The organism is Thiobacillus sp. 65-1402, from assembly GCF_001897685.1.
Classification (GTDB): domain Bacteria; phylum Pseudomonadota; class Gammaproteobacteria; order Burkholderiales; family Thiobacillaceae; genus Thiobacillus.
Map to the genome: position 1 here is coordinate 23042 of NZ_MKUG01000102.1, position 17262 is coordinate 40303.

18 protein-coding genes are annotated in these 17262 nt (G+C 67.9%); 7 read left to right on the forward strand and 11 right to left on the reverse strand.

The genetic code is table 11. The features are described 5' to 3' along the window. Nucleotides 1–35: 35 nt before the first annotated feature. The 11 genes from BGO62_RS08405 to BGO62_RS08455 all read right to left on the reverse strand — a co-directional run bounded on the left by BGO62_RS08405 (nt 36) and on the right by BGO62_RS08455 (nt 10406). The gene (locus BGO62_RS08405; protein ID WP_296641230.1) at nt 36–578 is read right to left on the reverse strand and encodes an OsmC family protein; all 543 of its coding nucleotides are present in this window, start codon (nt 576–578) and stop codon (nt 36–38) included. Nucleotides 579–825: 247 nt separating this feature from the next. Then, the gene (locus BGO62_RS08410) at nt 826–1464 is read right to left on the reverse strand and encodes a response regulator transcription factor (RefSeq protein WP_296641232.1); all 639 of its coding nucleotides are present in this window, start codon (nt 1462–1464) and stop codon (nt 826–828) included. Continuing rightward, nucleotides 1457–2734, reverse strand: coding sequence for an ATP-binding protein (locus BGO62_RS08415; RefSeq protein ID WP_296641235.1), 1278 nt, complete (start codon nt 2732–2734; stop codon nt 1457–1459). Before BGO62_RS08415 ends, BGO62_RS08410 begins: the two co-directional genes overlap by 8 nt. A 349-nt stretch (nt 2735–3083) precedes the next feature. Then, entirely contained in the window at nt 3084–3683 is a 600-nt protein-coding gene (locus BGO62_RS08420; RefSeq protein ID WP_296641236.1) for an OmpW family outer membrane protein, read from the reverse strand. A gap of 308 nt (nt 3684–3991) precedes the next feature. Next, complete coding sequence (locus BGO62_RS08425) at nt 3992–4426, reverse strand: copper chaperone PCu(A)C (protein WP_296641239.1); 435 nt, start codon at nt 4424–4426, stop codon at nt 3992–3994. A 27-nt stretch (nt 4427–4453) separates the two neighbouring features. After that, the gene (gene folP, locus BGO62_RS08430; RefSeq protein WP_296641242.1) at nt 4454–5275 is read right to left on the reverse strand and encodes a dihydropteroate synthase; all 822 of its coding nucleotides are present in this window, start codon (nt 5273–5275) and stop codon (nt 4454–4456) included. A 3-nt stretch (nt 5276–5278) separates the two neighbouring features. Further along, nucleotides 5279–5818 carry a histidine phosphatase family protein gene (locus BGO62_RS08435; protein ID WP_296641245.1) on the reverse strand — a complete coding sequence of 180 codons (540 nt, stop codon included), beginning with the start codon at nt 5816–5818 and terminating at the stop codon, nt 5279–5281. Continuing rightward, entirely contained in the window at nt 5815–6624 is an 810-nt protein-coding gene (locus tag BGO62_RS08440) for a formylmethanofuran dehydrogenase subunit C (protein WP_296641248.1), read from the reverse strand. Before BGO62_RS08440 ends, BGO62_RS08435 begins: the two co-directional genes overlap by 4 nt. Continuing rightward, the gene (fhcD, locus tag BGO62_RS08445; protein ID WP_296641251.1) at nt 6621–7517 is read right to left on the reverse strand and encodes a formylmethanofuran--tetrahydromethanopterin N-formyltransferase; all 897 of its coding nucleotides are present in this window, start codon (nt 7515–7517) and stop codon (nt 6621–6623) included. The genes BGO62_RS08440 and fhcD overlap by 4 nt, the downstream gene beginning before the upstream one ends. Beyond that, nucleotides 7514–9178, reverse strand: coding sequence for a formylmethanofuran dehydrogenase subunit A (locus BGO62_RS08450; RefSeq protein WP_296641253.1), 1665 nt, complete (start codon nt 9176–9178; stop codon nt 7514–7516). Before BGO62_RS08450 ends, fhcD begins: the two co-directional genes overlap by 4 nt. Continuing rightward, complete coding sequence (locus tag BGO62_RS08455; RefSeq protein ID WP_296641256.1) at nt 9165–10406, reverse strand: hypothetical protein; 1242 nt, start codon at nt 10404–10406, stop codon at nt 9165–9167. The genes BGO62_RS08450 and BGO62_RS08455 overlap by 14 nt, the downstream gene beginning before the upstream one ends. Nucleotides 10407–10680: 274 nt before the next feature. On the opposite strand from BGO62_RS08455, the gene BGO62_RS08460 reads away from it, so the two are divergent. The 7 genes from BGO62_RS08460 (at nt 10681) to fae (ending at nt 17243) form a co-directional block, all read left to right on the forward strand. Then, entirely contained in the window at nt 10681–11673 is a 993-nt protein-coding gene (locus BGO62_RS08460) for a beta-ribofuranosylaminobenzene 5'-phosphate synthase family protein (RefSeq protein WP_296641257.1), read from the forward strand. A 39-nt stretch (nt 11674–11712) separates the two neighbouring features. Continuing rightward, on the forward strand, nt 11713–12615 hold the full coding sequence (locus BGO62_RS08465; protein ID WP_296641260.1) for an NAD(P)-dependent methylenetetrahydromethanopterin dehydrogenase: 903 nt from the start codon (nt 11713–11715) through the stop codon (nt 12613–12615). Next, nucleotides 12605–13807, forward strand: coding sequence for an ATP-grasp domain-containing protein (locus BGO62_RS08470; protein WP_296641263.1), 1203 nt, complete (start codon nt 12605–12607; stop codon nt 13805–13807). The genes BGO62_RS08465 and BGO62_RS08470 overlap by 11 nt, the downstream gene beginning before the upstream one ends. Before the next feature lie 6 nt (nt 13808–13813). Then, nucleotides 13814–14794 (forward strand): methenyltetrahydromethanopterin cyclohydrolase, encoded by a 981-nt coding sequence (gene mch / locus BGO62_RS08475; protein ID WP_296641265.1) that lies wholly within the window; start codon nt 13814–13816, stop codon nt 14792–14794. After that, nucleotides 14791–15705, forward strand: coding sequence for an ATP-grasp domain-containing protein (locus BGO62_RS08480; protein WP_296641268.1), 915 nt, complete (start codon nt 14791–14793; stop codon nt 15703–15705). Before mch ends, BGO62_RS08480 begins: the two co-directional genes overlap by 4 nt. Next, nucleotides 15702–16619, forward strand: a complete 918-nt coding sequence (locus BGO62_RS08485) for a triphosphoribosyl-dephospho-CoA synthase (RefSeq protein ID WP_296641271.1) — start codon at nt 15702–15704, stop codon at nt 16617–16619. The genes BGO62_RS08480 and BGO62_RS08485 overlap by 4 nt, the downstream gene beginning before the upstream one ends. Before the next feature lie 111 nt (nt 16620–16730). After that, nucleotides 16731–17243 carry a formaldehyde-activating enzyme gene (gene fae / locus BGO62_RS08490; protein WP_296641274.1) on the forward strand — a complete coding sequence of 171 codons (513 nt, stop codon included), beginning with the start codon at nt 16731–16733 and terminating at the stop codon, nt 17241–17243. The last annotated feature ends 19 nt before the right edge of the window (nt 17244–17262 follow it).

The following is a 17262-nucleotide window of genomic DNA, read 5'->3' on the forward strand; positions in this document are numbered from 1 at the left end:
CGCCCGGAGGCGCCGAACGAACACCTGTTTTCAGGTCAGGCCGAAAGCGCCTCGGCCTCCACCAGCTTGCCGTTGAGGGTGACCTGGCCGCTGACCTCGATGGCGCGCATCAGGCTATCCATCACCGGGCAGTGGCTTTCCACGGTCTGCACCAGTTTCATGAGCGTTTCGGTGTCGGCCGGGCTATTCACCTCGGTCTCGAAAATGATTTTCTGATAGCCCGGGGGGATGGCCCCATCCATGCCGAACAGGCCGCGCAGGTCGAGATAGCCGCGCAGATTGACCTTGACGCTATTGAGCTTGACGCCCATGACCGAAGCGTAGGCGCTGTACATGATTTCCTGGCATGCGCCCAGCGCGACCAGCAGCAGTTCCACCGGATTGGGTGCGGCGTCGGCCCCTCCCAGCTCGGGCGGCTCGTCGACGATGATGGTCGGAAAGTCGCGCACCCTGGCGCTGCAGCGCACGTCCTCTTCCAGTCGGGTATCGGCACGGAATACCACCTTGGCGGCGCCGGGGTTGCCCTGGATGCCGGCGATGGCCTGCATCAGGGCGGCTTTGACGGTTTCTTGCGACATGGTCAGTTTCCTCTCGTGTGTGGGGGGATCGGCGGCGCGCGACAGTGCATGCCGTTGACTGCATTAAATGGGATTGCGGCGATGAAAATAAGTCGGACGAGCGAGCATCCGGATGAGTAGATTCCCTTAATCCGGATTGGGTATGCAGGCGGAAACCGCCCGGCACGCGCCGCAAGGCTGCCTGTCCCTGACGGCACAGCCAGCCTTCCCGGGCAAAATGGCACGGACCGCGGCGGGCAGGTCGGTCTCAGGAAACCGGGCTGGCCTCGCTCGCCGCCGGCGTTTCCATGCGCATCCATACCTGCACCAGCTCGGGCAGGGAATTCACACGCATCTTGAACATGACGTTGGCGCGGTACACCTCGATGGTCTTCGGGCTCAGGCCCAGTTTGATGGCAATCACCTTGTTGGCCTTGCCGGCCACCACGTGCGCGGCGACTTCCCGCTCACGCGGGGTCAATTGCCGGTAGTTGGCCTGGATCCGGGCCAGCTCGCCGTGGCTGTGGCGGCGTTGCCGGCACAGTTCCAGGGCCAGCTGGATGCGATCGAGCAAGGCCTGGTCGTTGTAAGGCTTCTGCAGGAAATCGATAGCGCCGGCTTTCATCGCACGCACCGCCATGGGCACGTCGCCGTGACCGGTGACGATGATGACCGGCAGGCACCAGTCGCGCTCCAGCAGGTGACTCTGCAACTCCAGGCCGCTCATACCGGGTATGCGCACATCCAGCACCAGGCAGCCGGGGGAGGCGCCGTCGTAGACATTGAGAAATTCACGTGCCGAGGAATAGCCGCACACCCGATGGCCGACCGACTCCAGCAACCAGCGCAGCGATTCGCGCGCGGCCTGATCGTCGTCGATCACGAAAACGGTTTGCTGTTCAGCCATCTATTTCCTCCTCGTCAGCCAGGCACAGGGTGAAGCGGAACGTAAGGCCATCGCCGTTCGGGTTGGGCAAGGGAATCAGGGCACCGCCATGGGCCTCGACGATGGAGCGGCAGATCGGCAGGCCCATGCCCATGCCCGCCGACTTGGTGGTGAAGAACGGCTCGAAAATCCGGTTCTGCATTTCGCGCGGCAGCCCGGAGCCGGTATCGCGCACCTCCACCACCGCCTTCCCCTCCGCCACGTAGGTGCGCAGCGTGAGATAGCGTCGTCCGGGCGGCACATCACCCATCGCCTCGATTGCGTTGCGCACCAGATTGAGCACGACCTGCTCGATCTGGATGGCGTGGCCCAGCACGTGCGGCATGCCGGGTGCCAGATTCAGCCTGATGTCGACCTGGTGCAGCTTCACTTCCGGCCCGGCAATCAGCATGGCTTCGCGCACGATGGCATGCAGATCCTGCGGCTGGCGAGGGCTGTCCTCCTTGTTCACGAAACGGCGCAGGCTGCTGATAATGCCGCCGGCGCGCTCGGCCTGCTGGCAGACCTGCTCGATGGCCTGGGTCAGGTCTTCCACCGTGCCGCCGCCGGAACGGATGCGCCGCAGGCAGCCGCGCGAGTAGTTGGCAATGGCGGCAAGCGGCTGGTTCAGCTCGTGCGCCAGCCCGGAAGCCATCTCGCCCATCGTGTTGACGCGCGCCGCATGGGCCAGCTCGCGGTAATGCAGGCGCACCTCGTCCTCGGCGTGCTTGCGCGCGGTGATGTCGCGCGTGATGCCAAGCAGCGCGATCACGTTGCCGCGTCCGTCGCGCAGCGGCACGGCGTGGGTTTCCATCCAGCGTCGGCGGCCTTTCAGGCTGACGATCTGGAACTCCATGACGCCGGATTCGCCGGCAAATATCCGTTCGGTGAGCGCGCGGTATTCGTCGCGGAATTCCGGCGCGACCATGTCGTAGACCGAGGTGCCGATGATGTCGCCCGGCTGGCCGGCTTCGAGCAGCGCCAGTCCGGCCGGATTCATTTCCAGCAGGATGCCGTCGAGGGTTTGCAGCTTCACGCATTCCGGCTCCGAGGCGATGATCTGGCGCAGCCGGTTTTCGTTTTCCGCCAGCTTTTCTTCGGCCCGGCAGCGTTCACCGATTTCGTTTTCCAGCACCCGCTTGGAATGGCGCAAGCGCAGGTTGAGGCGGGTAACGTACAGTATCAGGCCCGCCATCAGCGTGAGAACGGTCGATAGCAGTGCCCAGGCAAACGGATTAGCGGGGTAATCCAAATGAATCGCTCCGGTCGGATCGGGTCATTCCGGAACTGTTTGGCCTGAAGCTACCGACAGCTATCCGGACGAATAACCTTATCAAGCAACAATCGAACCAATTTGCATGGCATGCCGAAAAGACCGGCCGGCACTGGATTCCGTCCCGGTTGGGCGGCCGCGATCTGTCCCGCGCTCAGGACAAGCGGATGACACTCTGTCATGCGGCCCCGCCGTCATTCCCCAGGGCGCGCGGATCGCCGGTTGGGCGCAGGCGTCCTGCCGGAATGAACGGGCCGTTTCCCTTGCACCTCTTCGGGGATCGGTTGCGCGCGCACCCGCCGTCCTCTCCAGTGCGGGCGCAGACGCCTCAGAAATGCCGTCCTACCGCCAGGCCGATCAGCAGCGGATCGAGCTTGAGGGTCTCGATCTTGGCGCCGCCGCCGCCCGGCCGCACGTCGGTTTCCAGGTAAAACTTCTTCACATCGAAATTGATGAAATAGTCCTTGTTCACGGCGTAATCGAACCCGGCCTGCAACACCGCTCCGGTATCCGCGGGAAACCCGCGCAAGCCGTCGAACGCCGGCCCGCTCTTGTCGAAGAACACGGTGTGATGGATGCCGGCGCCGACATAGGGGCTGAAATCCGACTTCGGCATGAAATGGTATTGCAGCATCAGGTGGAACGGCGCCATGCTTGCCTTGCCCAGCGTCGCGCCGCCGGCGCTGAAGGTATGGCGCGTGATCCCGGCAGCGGTGTTCAGCGCCAGGTTTTCGTTCAGGTAATAAGTCAGGTTCAGGATCGGCTTGGTCTCGTTGGTGGCATCCGCCCCGACCACAGGCGATTCGACGTCGGGACGGATGTTGACCAGCCCAAGGCTCACATCGAGCCGGTTGTCGGCATGCGCCAGCGTGGCGAACGCCGCCAGCAGCACACCTGTCAGCGCAGTGCGGGGAAAAGATTTGTTCATTGCGTCTCCTTATGGTTTATGATCCCGCGCGTCGCGCGAGGGGCCAGGCATCCATTACAGAGGCACGCCGGAGCGCCGTAAATTGGCATCAATACTGTGTCAATACAGTATTACTACTTAATCGGCGCAGGCATTCTCCGGGAGAGCAGCCGAACCGGAAGCAGCGGCCAGTTCAATCGATGGCTGCGCGTCGCGCAACCGGAAAGGAAATTCCCATGGCTCGCCTGCGTGGGGAGTGCTGCGTTGGGGGGTGCCGGGCTCGGGGAAGCGCCGATGAGCGGCGCCGGCGCAACTCGCTCTACACGGCCTCAGTCGCGCGGCGCCGGCACGGTCAATGTGATCCCGATCGTGCTCCGCTTGCCGGCGCCATCGCGCACGGTCAGCGTCATCGGCACGCTGTCACCGGCGCCGAGTGGCGCTTTCAACCCGATCAGCATGGCATGCAGGCCGCCGGGTTCCAGGCTGACGGTCTCGCCCGCGGGCAGCCTGATCGATTCCAGTTCGCGCATTTCCATCCGCTCGCCGTCCATGCGCATGAAATGCAACTCGACCGCTGCCGCCGCCGGCGTGGCGCCCGCCACCAGTTCCAGGTCGTGCGCGGCGGTGATGTCCATGAATGCGCCGGCCACCTGCTGGCCCGGCACCGTGGGGCGCGCCCAGGCGTTCTCGATCCTGACATCGGCCGCCAGCGCCGGGCCGGCGAACATCAGGGCGGTGAGCAGCGGAAGGGCATAAACACGCATGGCAGGACTCCTGGTCGGATCGAGGTCTCAGTTTTCGCTGCCCAGCACCTGCCAGACCTTCAGCGCATCCACCGTGGACGCAACATCGTGCACGCGCACGATCGCAGCGCCACGCATCGCGGCGAGCAGCGCCGCCGTGACGCTGGCGATCATCCGCTGCTCCAGCGTCCGGCCGGCGATCTCACCGAACAGCGATTTGCGCGACACCCCGACCAGCGTCGGCGCCTCGCGCGTGAAGCGGCGCAGTTCGCGAAACAGCGCGATGTTGTGCGCCGGCGTCTTGCCGAAGCCGAAACCCGGATCCAGCACCAGGCGCTCGCGCGCGATACCGGCATGGCGCGCCGCCTCGAAACGGGCGCGCAGATAATCCGCCACGTCCTGCGCCACCTCGCCGTACGCCGGCGCCAGTTGCATGGTTAGCGGCGTGCCCTGCATGTGCATCAGGCAGACGCCGCAATCGGAATCCGCCACCGCTTGCAGCGCGCCCGGCGCACGCAGGGCGTTGACGTCGTTGATCATGTCCGCGCCGGCGGCCAGCGCGGCCGCCATCACCTCGGTCTTCATGGTGTCGACCGAGAGGGCCGCACCGCACGCCGCGAGGCCGGCGACGACCGGCAGCACGCGCTGCAATTCCACCCTCGCATCGACCGGCGCGGCACCGGGGCGCGTCGACTCGCCGCCTATGTCGAGGATGTCGGCGCCCTCCTCGCGCAGCCTCAGGCCGTGCTCGATGGCGCGCCCGGCATCGGCGTAGCGGCCGCCGTCGGAAAACGAGTCCGGCGTCGCGTTGACGATGCCCATGACCAGTGGACGCGCCAGGTCGAAACGATAGCGGCCGCATTGCAGCATGATTCAGTCTCCCCCGAATTCGAGGGTTTCGCAGTTGTCGATCCAGACCTGCCACATGCGCGCCGGATCCAGGTTCTGAAAATGCCCGGCCACGGCCTGCAGCACTTCGTGATGCGTCACCACCAGCACGGCGGATTCGTTGACGCCGCGCAACTCGGCCAGAAAATCGTGCACGCGCGCCGCCATTTCGCGATAGGACTCGCCATTCGGCGCCTTCCACGCGAAAGGGTCGGGGGCGTCATGCATGGCGTTGAGGTACTGCGTCACCGGCAGCCCCTCGAAGCCGGTATTGCGGTCGTCGAGGCGGGCGTCGACATGGATCTCGGCGCAATGGCATGCGTTGACGATGGCCGCAGTTTCCTGCGCGCGGCGCAGGCGCGAGACGTAGACGCGGCCGATCGGCAGGCCGCGCAGACGTTCGGCGGCGGCCTGCGCCTGCAGCCGCCCGGCCGGCGTCAGCGCCACCGGCACGCCGGGATCGGCGTTGCACAGGCCGCGCAGGTTGTATTCGGATTCGCCGTGGCGCAGGAACACCAGTTTCATGCCGGCACCAGGATTTCGCCTTTGCCGCCGCAGGCAAGGTCGCCCATGTGGCGGCGCGCGCGCGACGAGTCCGGCACCACGCCGGGCAGGATGGCTTCGGCATGGCGGCGCAGCAGGCCGAGCCAGGACAGATCCGCCACGCCGGCATCGTTGTAGGTGGCCGGCATGGTTTCCGGCGTCCGGCCGAGGATCAGGCTGCCCCGCCGCAGACCGGGGCCGGGCACGCCGGCGCACCCCCCGGCGACCACCAGGGTGCCGGCCAGCAAGCGCGCCCCGCAGGCTGCGCCTGCCTTGCCGCGCACCAGGATCAGGCCGCGCCGCATGCGGTCGCCGAGGCGATCGCCGGCGTCGCCCGCCACCGCGACGACGCCGCCGCCCATGCCGGCTCGGTCGCCGATCAAGGCGGCGCCGAGCCAGTCGCCGGCATTGCCGGCGATGCGCAGCAGGCCGCCGCGCATGCCGTTGGCGGCGCAATCGCCGGCGTCGCCCGCGATGATCAGCTCGCCGCCCCGCAGGTCCTGGCCGGCATAATGTCCGGCCGGCCCGTCGACATGCAGCGTGCCGGACGTCATGCCCTTGCCGAGGCAATCGAGACGGCCGCTGCCGGCATCAATCCGCAGCGCGGCGCCCGCCTCGCCCGGCGTCACCGCGAACAGGTCGCCCAGCGCCACGGGGTTGCCGTCCACCCGCACGGTTTGCGCGGCGATGTCGCCGGCAGTGCGGCCGCCCAGGGTTTCGGGCAGCACGCCGCTCATGTCGATGCGGCCGGCCGGGGCGGCGCGCAAGGTCAGTGTCATGGCGCTCATGCCAGGATCTCCCGCAGACGATAGTGGAACTGTCCCAATTTGCCGCCATAGTTGCCGGCCGACAAGCGCACGATGCCGCCCGCCGCGCCGATCGCACACACTGCGTCGAGGCCGGCCTTCATGGCCGCGCGCATGTCGGCGTCGCTGACCGCGTCGATGACGATCTCCAGCACCGCTTCCACGTCGGCGCCCAGTTCCGACCGGGCCACGCCGCGCAAGGTCGGACAGAAGGCGTCGTTGGTGGACGCCGGCAACGCCTTGTACTTGGAGCCGATCTTGGAACCGGAACGCACCACGCCGCCGGGGAACGGCGCGATCGCGCCGGGCACCCCGGCGATGGCCGCCGCCGCCGCCTCGCAGGCGGCGAGTGCCTGGGCGCGGGAACGGGCGAGAACCAGGAAGTTGCCGCCGCCGACGGAACGCAGCAGGCCGGTGGATTCCTCGGCCAGGAATTCGCCATCCATCACCGGGATGCGCCAGTAGCGCCGGCCGCCGATCAGTTTGGACATCTGCCAGCCGTCGCCGAAATAGCGCAGGTTCTTGCCCAGCGGCAATTGCTCCTCGCCTTCGCAACCGGCGAACACGGCGGTGGTGGGACAGGTCAGCACGCACTGGCCGACGCGGCGTTCCAGTTGTTTGGCCAGTTCCTTGGTGGAGACCGCGAACAGCAGGCCGGCCACGCCGGGACGGCCGTCCGGGGTCTCTTCGGGGGCAAGTTCGCGCTCGATGCCCGCCTCGCAGCCGCAGGCGATCACCGAGGTGGCGAAGCCAAAAGCCGCATTGGCGGAATGCTTCGCCCAGGCCAGGCTGTCCGCGGTGATGACGATACGGGTGGCCTTCATGCCGAAGGCTTCGGCATAGGTGTCGTCGATGCTCACGCCGTTGCGGATCATGCGCGCCTCCCCGTGCAGTGGTGGGGGATCAGCTTGCTGGCGCCGCAGGCGCAGATCTCGTCGTCGCTTACCCGGATGTGTTCCATCTTCACGGTCATGTAGCGGTCGTAATATTCCTTGAGCGGTTTCTCGATCGCCTTGTCGTATTCCGGCTTCACCGCGTGCAAGGCGCCGTTGACCACCTTCACCACCCGGCCGTCGCGCACGACGAGCTGGCCGTCCTTGAACACGTACTCGGGCTTTTCGAACATCGCTTCGCGGTCGGCATCGTCGCGGTACACCACGATGTCCGCCGCCGCGCCTGCGCCCAGGTGGCCGCGGTCGGAAAGGCCGAGGGAACGGGCCGGCGCGGCGCGGGTCATGATGGCGATCTCGTACAGGCTGTATTCCCGCTCCAGGCTGCGCAGCTGGCTGTGGGCCGCCGCCTCGGCATTGATCTCGTCCAGTTTCGCGTTGCGGAATCCGCGGTCCATCAGCAGCCGGATCAGGTGGGGATAGCTGGTGAAGGGCGCGCCGTTGGGATGGTCGGTGGTCAGGAAAATGCGCCAGGGGTCGCTGACCCGCAGGAACAGCTCCAGGCCGATGGCCCATTGCAATGCGTTGACGAAGTTCTTGTCCTTGTACTTGAACGGCACCACGCCGCAGCCGGCATCGCACTCGATGTCCATGGTCACCCATTTGTCCGGGCTGGCGTGACGGTGATTGCGGTGCTGGCTCATGTTGTCGCCGGAGGCGGTGACGGTCTGGCCGAACAGGATCTGGCCGACGTCGGCCGACACGTTGCTCATGCGGTTGATGGCATCGGCGATGCGTTCCGCCTCCGAGGAGAACCTGCGCTCCCCTTCGGTGCCGTAGCTGTGGAACTGGATGTGGGTCAGGTGGATGGGCAGGCCTTCCGCCGCCGCCATGGTGGCGAGCGTGGTGTCGGCGTTGCCGGGTATGCCCAGGTTGCTGGCGTGCACGTGCAGCGGATGCGCCACACCCAGTTCGTGCACGGCCCGGGCCAGGGCGCGGATCACCTGGCGCGGGGTGACGCCGTAATGCGGGTGCGCCTCGTCCAGATCCAGGTTGCGGGCGTTGAACTTGAAAGCGGAGATGCCGCCCGGGTTCACCACCTTGATCGCCATGGCCTGGCTAGCATCCAGCGTCCAGCCGACGTAGTCGTTGATCAAGCGCTGGTCGCTGCCGGAAGCCAGCAGGCGCAGAAAGAAGTCGTCGCTGCCGAGCATGGCGTAGGCGCCCTTGTCCACCATCGGGATATCGCCCATTTCCAGATGGGCGTGGCGTGCGTTGGAGGGCAGCATGGCCGGTTCGAAACAGGCGGTATAGCCCATCTCGGCGTAGCGGTAGCCGGTGGTCCAGGTGGACGGCGCGGCGTGGCCGCAGCCGGCGTGCATCCCGCCCATGGCCGGCACCGGATCGGCGCGGTGGTCCTCCGGCAGCAGGGCGCGGGCGATGTTCATTTTGCCGCCGCCGATATGGGTGTGCAGGTCGATGGCGCCGGCCATCACGACCCGTCCGGAAAGGTCGATCTCGCTGTCGATGCGGGTTTCCGGGCCGGGCGCGGCAACGATGCGGCCATTCTCCACATAGAGGTCGCGCACCTGGCCGTCGACACCGTGCTCAGGGTCATAGAGGCGGCCGCCTTTAAGTCGCAACATGATTCATCTCCTGCTGGATCGCGGCCAGGGCCTGGGCCACGCTGGGCAGTTCGGTGGGTGTATGGCCTTGCAGCGGCAGGGCCACCACCCCGTCCATGCGGTGCATGAAGCCGGCGTGATGCACACCGGGCACGGCCACCGGAATAAATACGTCCGGCGGGTCGGCAAAGACCATGTCCGGCCGGCCCAGGACGATGCGCGGGCAGGCGGCGGCCGGTGGCACGCGTTCCGGATCGAGCGCGGCGATCCATAGCAGCGCATCCACCTCGCGCGTTTCCAGCAGACGCGCAGTGCCGAACAGCAGCGGCTGATAGTGCGGACCGGAAGCCTCGAAGGCGGTGCGCAGCGGATAGCCCGCCTGCCAGGTGCAGACCTGGGCTGCGGAAGTGTCGCCGTCGTTGCCGCCGAGCGGCAGACCCGACCAGCGCGTGGTCTGGTTGAGGTCCTTGACCAGATCGACCATGGCCTGGATCGCCAGGTCGGCGTGCGGAAAATCCAGTTCCGCCGCGTTCCACACCAGCACGCCGTAGCGCGCTGCGCGCAGCGTTTCCAGCAAGGCGTCGACCTGCTCCATCGGCACCCCGGCCACGCTGTCGGCATCGAGTCGCCGGCCGGCCAGGCGCGCGCGCAGGGCACCGCACAATTCGCCCAGGCGCGCGTTCGGGAGCGGGATGACGAGATCCGGTGAGACGGCGTGCGCCGCCTCCGGGGAAAGCCCGCTTCCCAGGACAACGAGCCGCCGGCGCAGCTCGCCGAACTGGGATTCCTGTGTCAGGCAGCGCTCGAAGAAACGCGGAAAACGGCGGGTATCGGTGCCGGCGAGCACGATCAGGTCGGCGCGGTTGCGCACTTCCGACAGCGTCGTGGTCATCCAGCCGCCATCCTGGAATGCCAGCCAGTTGCGGAACTGGGCAGCGCCGTTCATGTGCTCGACCACACCGCCGGTTTGTTCGGCCAGCGCCAGGGCGGCACGGTGGCCGGCGACGTCACAGGCCAGCCCGCCGATCAGGGGACGCTGCGCGCGCGCCAGCAGGTCGGCGGCGGCCCGGCAGGCAGCGGCAGGCTCGACAGGCTGGCCGGCGAGCCGGGCCGCCCCGCGCGCGGGCGCGGCGAACAGCTTGATAGCGCGCGCGCAGGCCGGGCTTCCGGCACGCGCGCCGGAAGCGTCGGCCGCGACGCGAAGGTCGTCGCAAACGAGGCCGCAGAAGGGACAGCAGGAATCGGACATAGAGGCGGGGGCGATGTGTGTGAAAGCGACCTCATCAAGCAGGTTCCGTGCCATACGCAAAGCACGACGGCATTTGTCTGGCGAATCAAGCGGTTTGCCGGCGCCTGCCTGCTCGCCGCACCAGCCGGATGTCACGCGGCCCGTCCGTCCGGCGTGACAGAGTGTCACACCGCGACAAACCCGAAGAAGCGCTAGCGCGCTGATTGGTATGGTTTTTTTTCATGGCATGGGGATTGCTTTCCGGAAAGTCTCAAGCAACCCCATTACATCGATCATGAAGCTCACCGCCAATCGCAGCGCAACCGTAAGAGCCCCCGCAAGGCTGCACATGGGGTTTCTCGACCTCAATGGCGGCCTTGGGCGGCATTTCGGCAGCCTGGGCCTGGCCGTGGAGGAACTTGCCACCACCGTCACCGCGCATGCCGATGACTGCATCTTGGCCGAAGGCCCCCAGGCCGACCGCGCCGAAGCCTACGCGCGTTCGGCCCTGCATGCCCTCGGCATCAAGAGCGGCGTGCGCCTGTTCATCCAGCAGGCCATTCCCGAGCACGCCGGGCTCGGTTCCGGCACCCAGCTCGCCCTGGCGGTCGGCACCGCGCTGGCGCGCCTGTACGGCATGACATGGTCGCCACGTGAGGTGGCCACCGCGCTCGGCCGCGGCGGCCGCTCCGGCATCGGCCTCGGCCTGTTCGAGCATGGCGGCTTCGTCGTCGACGGCGGCCGCGGGGAACAGGACCTGCCGCCCGCGCTGATCTCGCACCTGAAATTCCCCGCGCACTGGCGGCTGGTGCTGGCATTCGATCCCGCCTACCGGGGACTGCACGGCGATGCGGAAAAGCAGGCTTTCGCCAGCCTGCCGACATTCCCCGAGGCCAGCGCCGGACACCTGTGCCGCCTGGCGCTGATGCGGGCCATGCCGTCCCTGGCGGAAGGCGATATCGCGGGCTTCGGTGCCGCCATCAGCGAGATCCAGGAGGTGGTAGGCGACCATTTCGCGCCGGCCCAGGGCGGCCGCTTCGCCAGTCCGCGCGTGGCGCGCGCCCTCGACTGGCTGGCCGGAAACGGCGCCGCCGGAGTGGGCCAGAGTTCCTGGGGACCGACCGGTTTCGCGCTGGCGGATTCGGAAGCGCGGGCGCACGCCCTGGCTCAGTTTGCGCGCATCGAGTTCGCCGCCGACGGCCTCGAATTCATGGTTTGCGCCGGCCGCAATCGCGGCGCGGATATGCGCATCACGGCGAACACGGCGCTGGCTACGGCGCACGGTTAAGACCGCTACGGCAACCACAGACAAGAAACGATGAAGCCCATGGAAAAACCCTATCTGCTGCATTTCGCCACGCCGGGCACCCGGGTCAGCCCGTTCGACGTGAACATGGCCTACGACGCCGGCTGGAACGCGGTGATCCCTTACGCCGAGGTCGGCCTTGCCGACATCGCCGGCTTCACCCAGGACGCCATTTTCTCGCGTGGCCCCAAGGGCGTGAAGCGAACCGGCATTTTCATCGGCGGCCGCGACGCGATCCTCGCCACCGACATGCTGGACGCCGCTCACCGGGCCATGGTGCCGCCGTTTGAGGTTTCCGTGTTCGCGGACCCCAGCGGCGCCTACACCACGGCCGCCGCCATGATCGCCAAGGTGGAGCAGGCCCTGGCGCAGGTCCACGGCACGACCCTGGACGGCCGTCAGGTCGTGGTGTTCGGCGGCACCGGCCCGGTGGGCATGACAGCGGCAGTGCTGGCCGCACAAGCCGGCGCCCGGGTCACGATCCCCGGCCATGACGGCCTGGCCCGCGCAAGCGAAGCAGTGGACCTCCTCAATGGCCGTTTCGGCGTCGACATCCAGGCCGCCGACGCCGGTTCTGACACGGCCAAGCACGCCCTCCTGGCGCAGGCCGAGGTCGTGCTGGCTACCGCCAAGGCCGGGGTGCAGGTGCTCGGAGCCGCGCATCTCGGCCGTGCCACGGCACTCCTGGCGGCGGCGGACATCAACGCCGTGCCGCCGGCGGGCGTGGAAGGCATCGGCGTCATGGACGACGCCGCTCCCCTGCCCACAGCCGCTGGCAAGGCCGTAGGCATCGGCCCTCTGGCCATCGGCAACGTCAAATACAAGGTTCAGCAAGGCTTGCTGCAGAAGATGCTGGCGGCCGAAAAGCCCCTTTATCTGGGCTTCCCCGAGTGCCTCGACGAGGCCCGCCTGCATGCAGCCTGAATCCCGCCCCGAGGCTTTTCTCCTGGTCTCCCTGAGCGGCCGCGGCCTGGCGCAGGCAGCGGCACGCGCCGGCCGGATCGCGGTGGGCATGGACGGCTTCGCCGACCGCGACACCTGCGACCTGGCCCGGCTCTGGCAGCGGCTGCCGCTGGACGAAAACGGCGATCTGGCGCCCCTGGGCCTGGTCGAAGCCGCCGCGCGCCTCAGCCCGCTGGAGCATTGCCTCGGCCTGGTGTACGGCTCCGGCTTCGAGGCCCAGCCGGAGTTGCTGAAGCGGCTGGCCTGCGGTCGCCAGCTCCTGGGCAATCCCGCGGAAGTCCTGGCCGAGAGCGCCAATCCCATAGGTTTCGCCAGCCTAGCGCGCCGCCTCGAACTGCCCTTCCCCGAGGTGCAGTCCGTCCCGCCCGCGGACCCCGCCGGCTGGCTGGCCAAGCGCGCCGGCGGATGCGGCGGACACCACGTGCGCGAAGCGGCGGGTATCGCGGCTCGCCCCGGTGTCTATTTCCAGCGCCGCGTGGACGGCACGCCCTGCTCCCTGCTGTTTCTCGCCGATGGCCGGGAGATCCGGGCGATCGGTTTCAACCGCCTCCTGCCGGCGCCGGCCCAGGCGCCCGGACGCTGGGCCTACGCCGGCGCCGTGGCGCTGGACAATGCGCCAGGCGGCGTCGGCCCGGCCGTGCAGGCAGCGGCCCGCGCCCTCACCGCTGCCCTCGGCCTCAGGGGGTTGAACGGCATCGATTTCGTGGTGAACGGCAGCGACTGGAGCCTGCTGGAACTCAACCCCCGCCCCACCGCCACCCTGGAACTCTGGGATGTGAATCCGATGCCGGCCCTGTTCGACCTGCATGTCCAGTCCTGCCTCGGACGCCTGCCCGTCGCGCTGCCGAAACCGGAGGCGAGCCGCGCCGTCGCCGTGGCCTACGCCGGCGAAACCCTGCGCGTGCCCGCCGGCTTTCCCTGGCCGGACTGGAGTGCCGACCTGCCCCGCATGGACACCCTGCTGGAACCGGGCGACCCGGTCTGCACGGTGCACGCGACGGCTGCCGATGCCAACGCGGCGGAACAACAGGCCTTGAGTTTCCGCCAGCGCATTCTCGAACGTCTGTCGCGGCATGGCGAGGTCGAAACCGGCCGCGCACGCCTCCACACCCAACGCGTTTCACCTCTCCTTTCCACCACCGGGCAGAACTGAAGCACCATGACCCTGAACGCCACCCCTGCCTTGCCCAGCCTCAACCAACTCGCCGCTCCACTGGTGGAGCAACTGGTGCGTGAGGCGCAAGCACTGCGTCTGTCCGTTTCGCACCAGGCCAACGGCACCCGCATCGTCGACGCCGGAATCCAGGTGCAGGGCGGGATCGAGGCCGGCCGGCGCATCGCCGAGATCTGCCTGGGCGGCCTCGGTCGGGTCACCCTCGGCCCATCGGGCAGCTTTGCCGGCTGGCCCTGGGAGCTCGCCGTGTCGACCGCGCAGCCGGTGCTGGCCTGCCTGGGCAGCCAGTACGCCGGCTGGAGCCTGTCGCATGGCGAAGGCAAGGAAGGTTTTTTCGCCCTGGGCTCCGGCCCTGGCCGCGCCCTGGCCGGCAAGGAAACGCTGTTCCAGGAACTGGGCTACCGGGATCAGGCCGAATCCGCTTGCCTGGTGCTGGAAACCGGCAAGGTTCCCCCCATCCCGCTGCTCGACAAGATCGCCGAGCAATGCGGCGTGACGCCGCAGCAGCTGACCCTGATCCTCACCCCGACCAGCAGCCTGGCCGGTTCGGTTCAGGTGGTGGCGCGGGTGCTGGAAGTGGCCCTGCACAAGGCGCATTTCCTGGGTTTCCCGGTGGAGCATATCGTCGACGGCATGGGCACGGCGCCGGTCTGCCCGCCATCTCCGGATTTCCTCGTCGCCATGGGCCGCACCAACGACGCCATCCTGTTCGGCGGCCGCGTACACCTGTTCGTCTCCGGCGAGGAAGGGGCGGCGGAAGACCTGGCCCAGCGCATGCCCAGCGAGGCATCCAGTGACTATGGCCAGCCTTTCGCCCAGGTCTTCAAGGCGGCCGGCCATGATTTCTACAAGATCGACCCCCTGTTGTTCGCCCCCGCCTGCGTGAGCGTCACCTGCCTGACCACAGGCCGCACTTTCCGGGCCGGACATCTGAACGGGGAACTGCTGGAGCGTTCGTTCTCATGATCGGCCGCATCGCTATCTTCACTGATGACCCGGGCTGGCACGGCAAGAAGCTCGCCCGCGCCTTCGCCGCCCGCGGCTACCAGGCCGTGAACCTGTCGCTGAGCGAATGCCGGGTGGATCTGGAGCGCGGCATCGCCGGCCTGGTGCTGCCGGGTTTCGAGGATCGCCTGCCGGACGGCGCTTTCGTGCGCGGCGTGTCCGGCGGCACCCTGGAGCAGGTGATCCTGCGCCTGGATTTCCTGCACGCCCTGCCCGCCGCCGGCGTACCCGTATACAACCCGGTGCGCGCCATCGAAACCAGCGTGGACAAGGCCATGACCAGCCTGCTGCTGCACCGGGCCGGGGTGCCTACCCCGCCCACCTGGGTAATGGAGTCCGCAGCGCAGGCCCGCGCCCTGCTGATACGGGAAGCCGCCAGCGGCCACGAGCTGGTGCTGAAGCCCCTGTTCGGCTCCCAGGGCAACGGCCTGCGCCGCCTGACCGCGCCCGCCGACCTGCCGCCGGCAGCCGAATACCGCGACGTCTACTACCTGCAGCGCTTCGTCGGCTCGGCCACCGGCAACTGGGAGGACTACCGGGTCCTGGTGGTCGGCGGGCGCAGCCGCGCCGCCATGATCCGCCGTGGCGCCAGCTGGATCAACAACGTGGCGCAGGGCGCCCGCTGCCTGCCGGCGCCGGCGGACCCGGCGTTGTTCCGGATGGCGGAGGCGGCCAGCCAGGCCCTCGGCATGGCGTACGCCGGCGTCGACCTGATGCGCGACCGGGACGGCCGCCTTACGGTGATCGAGGTCAACAGCATCCCGGCCTGGCGCGGTCTGCAAACGGTCGTGAAAGACGACGTGGCCACCCTGCTGGTGAACGATTTTCTCGACCAGCACGTGAAAACCGCCTTGCGGGAGCGTTACGCATGAACGTGCGCCTGTCCCCCCTGCCCGACACCACCGAGTTTGCGGAAGCCTTCCGCACTGCCTGCGAACTCGACGTGCTCGCGTTCAAGCCCGGCAACGTCAGCGTCGAATCGCCCGGACACGGCATGCAGGCGCGCGATTTCCAGCTCAGCGCCGAAGCCGCCGCCCCGCACGTGACCGATCGCACACTGCCGCTCGGCGAACGGATCTATCGCGCGATCGCAGCGACGCGCCAGGCGGTCGGCTGCAACACCAACCTCGGCATCGTGCTGCTGGCGGTGCCGCTGATCCGTGCCGCACAGCACCGCCTGCCGCACGAATCCCTGTCGCAGCGCCTGCGCCGCGATCTCGACGAGACGACGCGCGAGGACACCGAATGGGTCTATCGCGCCATCCGCCTGGCCGCGCCGGGCGGACTCGGCAGCAGCCCGCGCCACGATGTCCACGCCGCCCCCACCGTGAACCTGCTGTCGGCCATGCGCGAAGCCGCGCAGCGCGACCGCATCGCCGGCCAGTACGCCAGCGGCTATGCCGATGTCTTTCGCTTCGGCGTGGACGCGCTGAGACAAGGGCGCACTCGCTGGGGCGAGGAAACGCAGGCGCTGACCGACGTCTACCTGGCCTACCTGAGCGGCTTCCCCGACAGCCACGTGCTGCGCAAATTCGGTGCGCCTACCGCGGCGCAGGTGCAGCGCATGGCCTGCGGCTGCGTCGCCGACATGGCGCCATGCCCCGACTGGAACCGTGCCCGGCGGCACCTCGCGAATCTCGATCGAGGCTTGAAATCGGCCGGCGTCAACCCCGGCACCAGCGCCGATCTGACCGTCGCCACCTGGCTCGCGGATCGCCTGCTGTCGGCGGCGGCAACCGACCCCGCCGAGACCAGCCGGCCCGCGGGAGGGCAACCGGATATTTGATGTTTCGAAACGTCTTCCAGGCGTTGCAACAAGCGGCCCGCCGGCGGATAACTCGGCGCCGGCGGGCCGCTCCAATCCAACCGAGTCTGTGCAATTCAAGGAGAGAGAAAGATGGCTAAAATCGATCGCGTAATGGTAGGCGAGTCCCTGGTGGGCGACGGCAACGAAGTGGCGCACATCGACCTGATCATGGGACCCCGCGGCAGCGCCGTCGAAGCGGCGTTCTGCAATGGTCTGGTCAACAACAAGGACGGCTTCACCTCGCTGTTGGCGGTGGTGGCCCCCAACCTGCCCTGCAAGCCCAACACCATGATGTTCAACAAGGTGACCATCAAGGGCGCCAAGCAGGCAGTGCAGATGTTCGGCCCGGCCCAGCGCGGCGTCGCCATGGCAGTGGCGGATTGCGTCGAAGACGGCACCATCCCCGCCGACGAGGCCGACGACCTCTTCATCTGCGTGGGCGTGTTCATTCACTGGGAAGCCGCCGACGACGCCAAGATCCAGGACTACAACTACGAAGCCACCAAGCAGTCCATCAAGCGCGCCGTTGCCGGCACGCCCACGGCAGCGGAAGTCGTGTCCAAGAAAGGTAGCGCGGGTCACCCGTTCGCCGCCCACAACTGATCGGGAGAGCGTCGTGCGT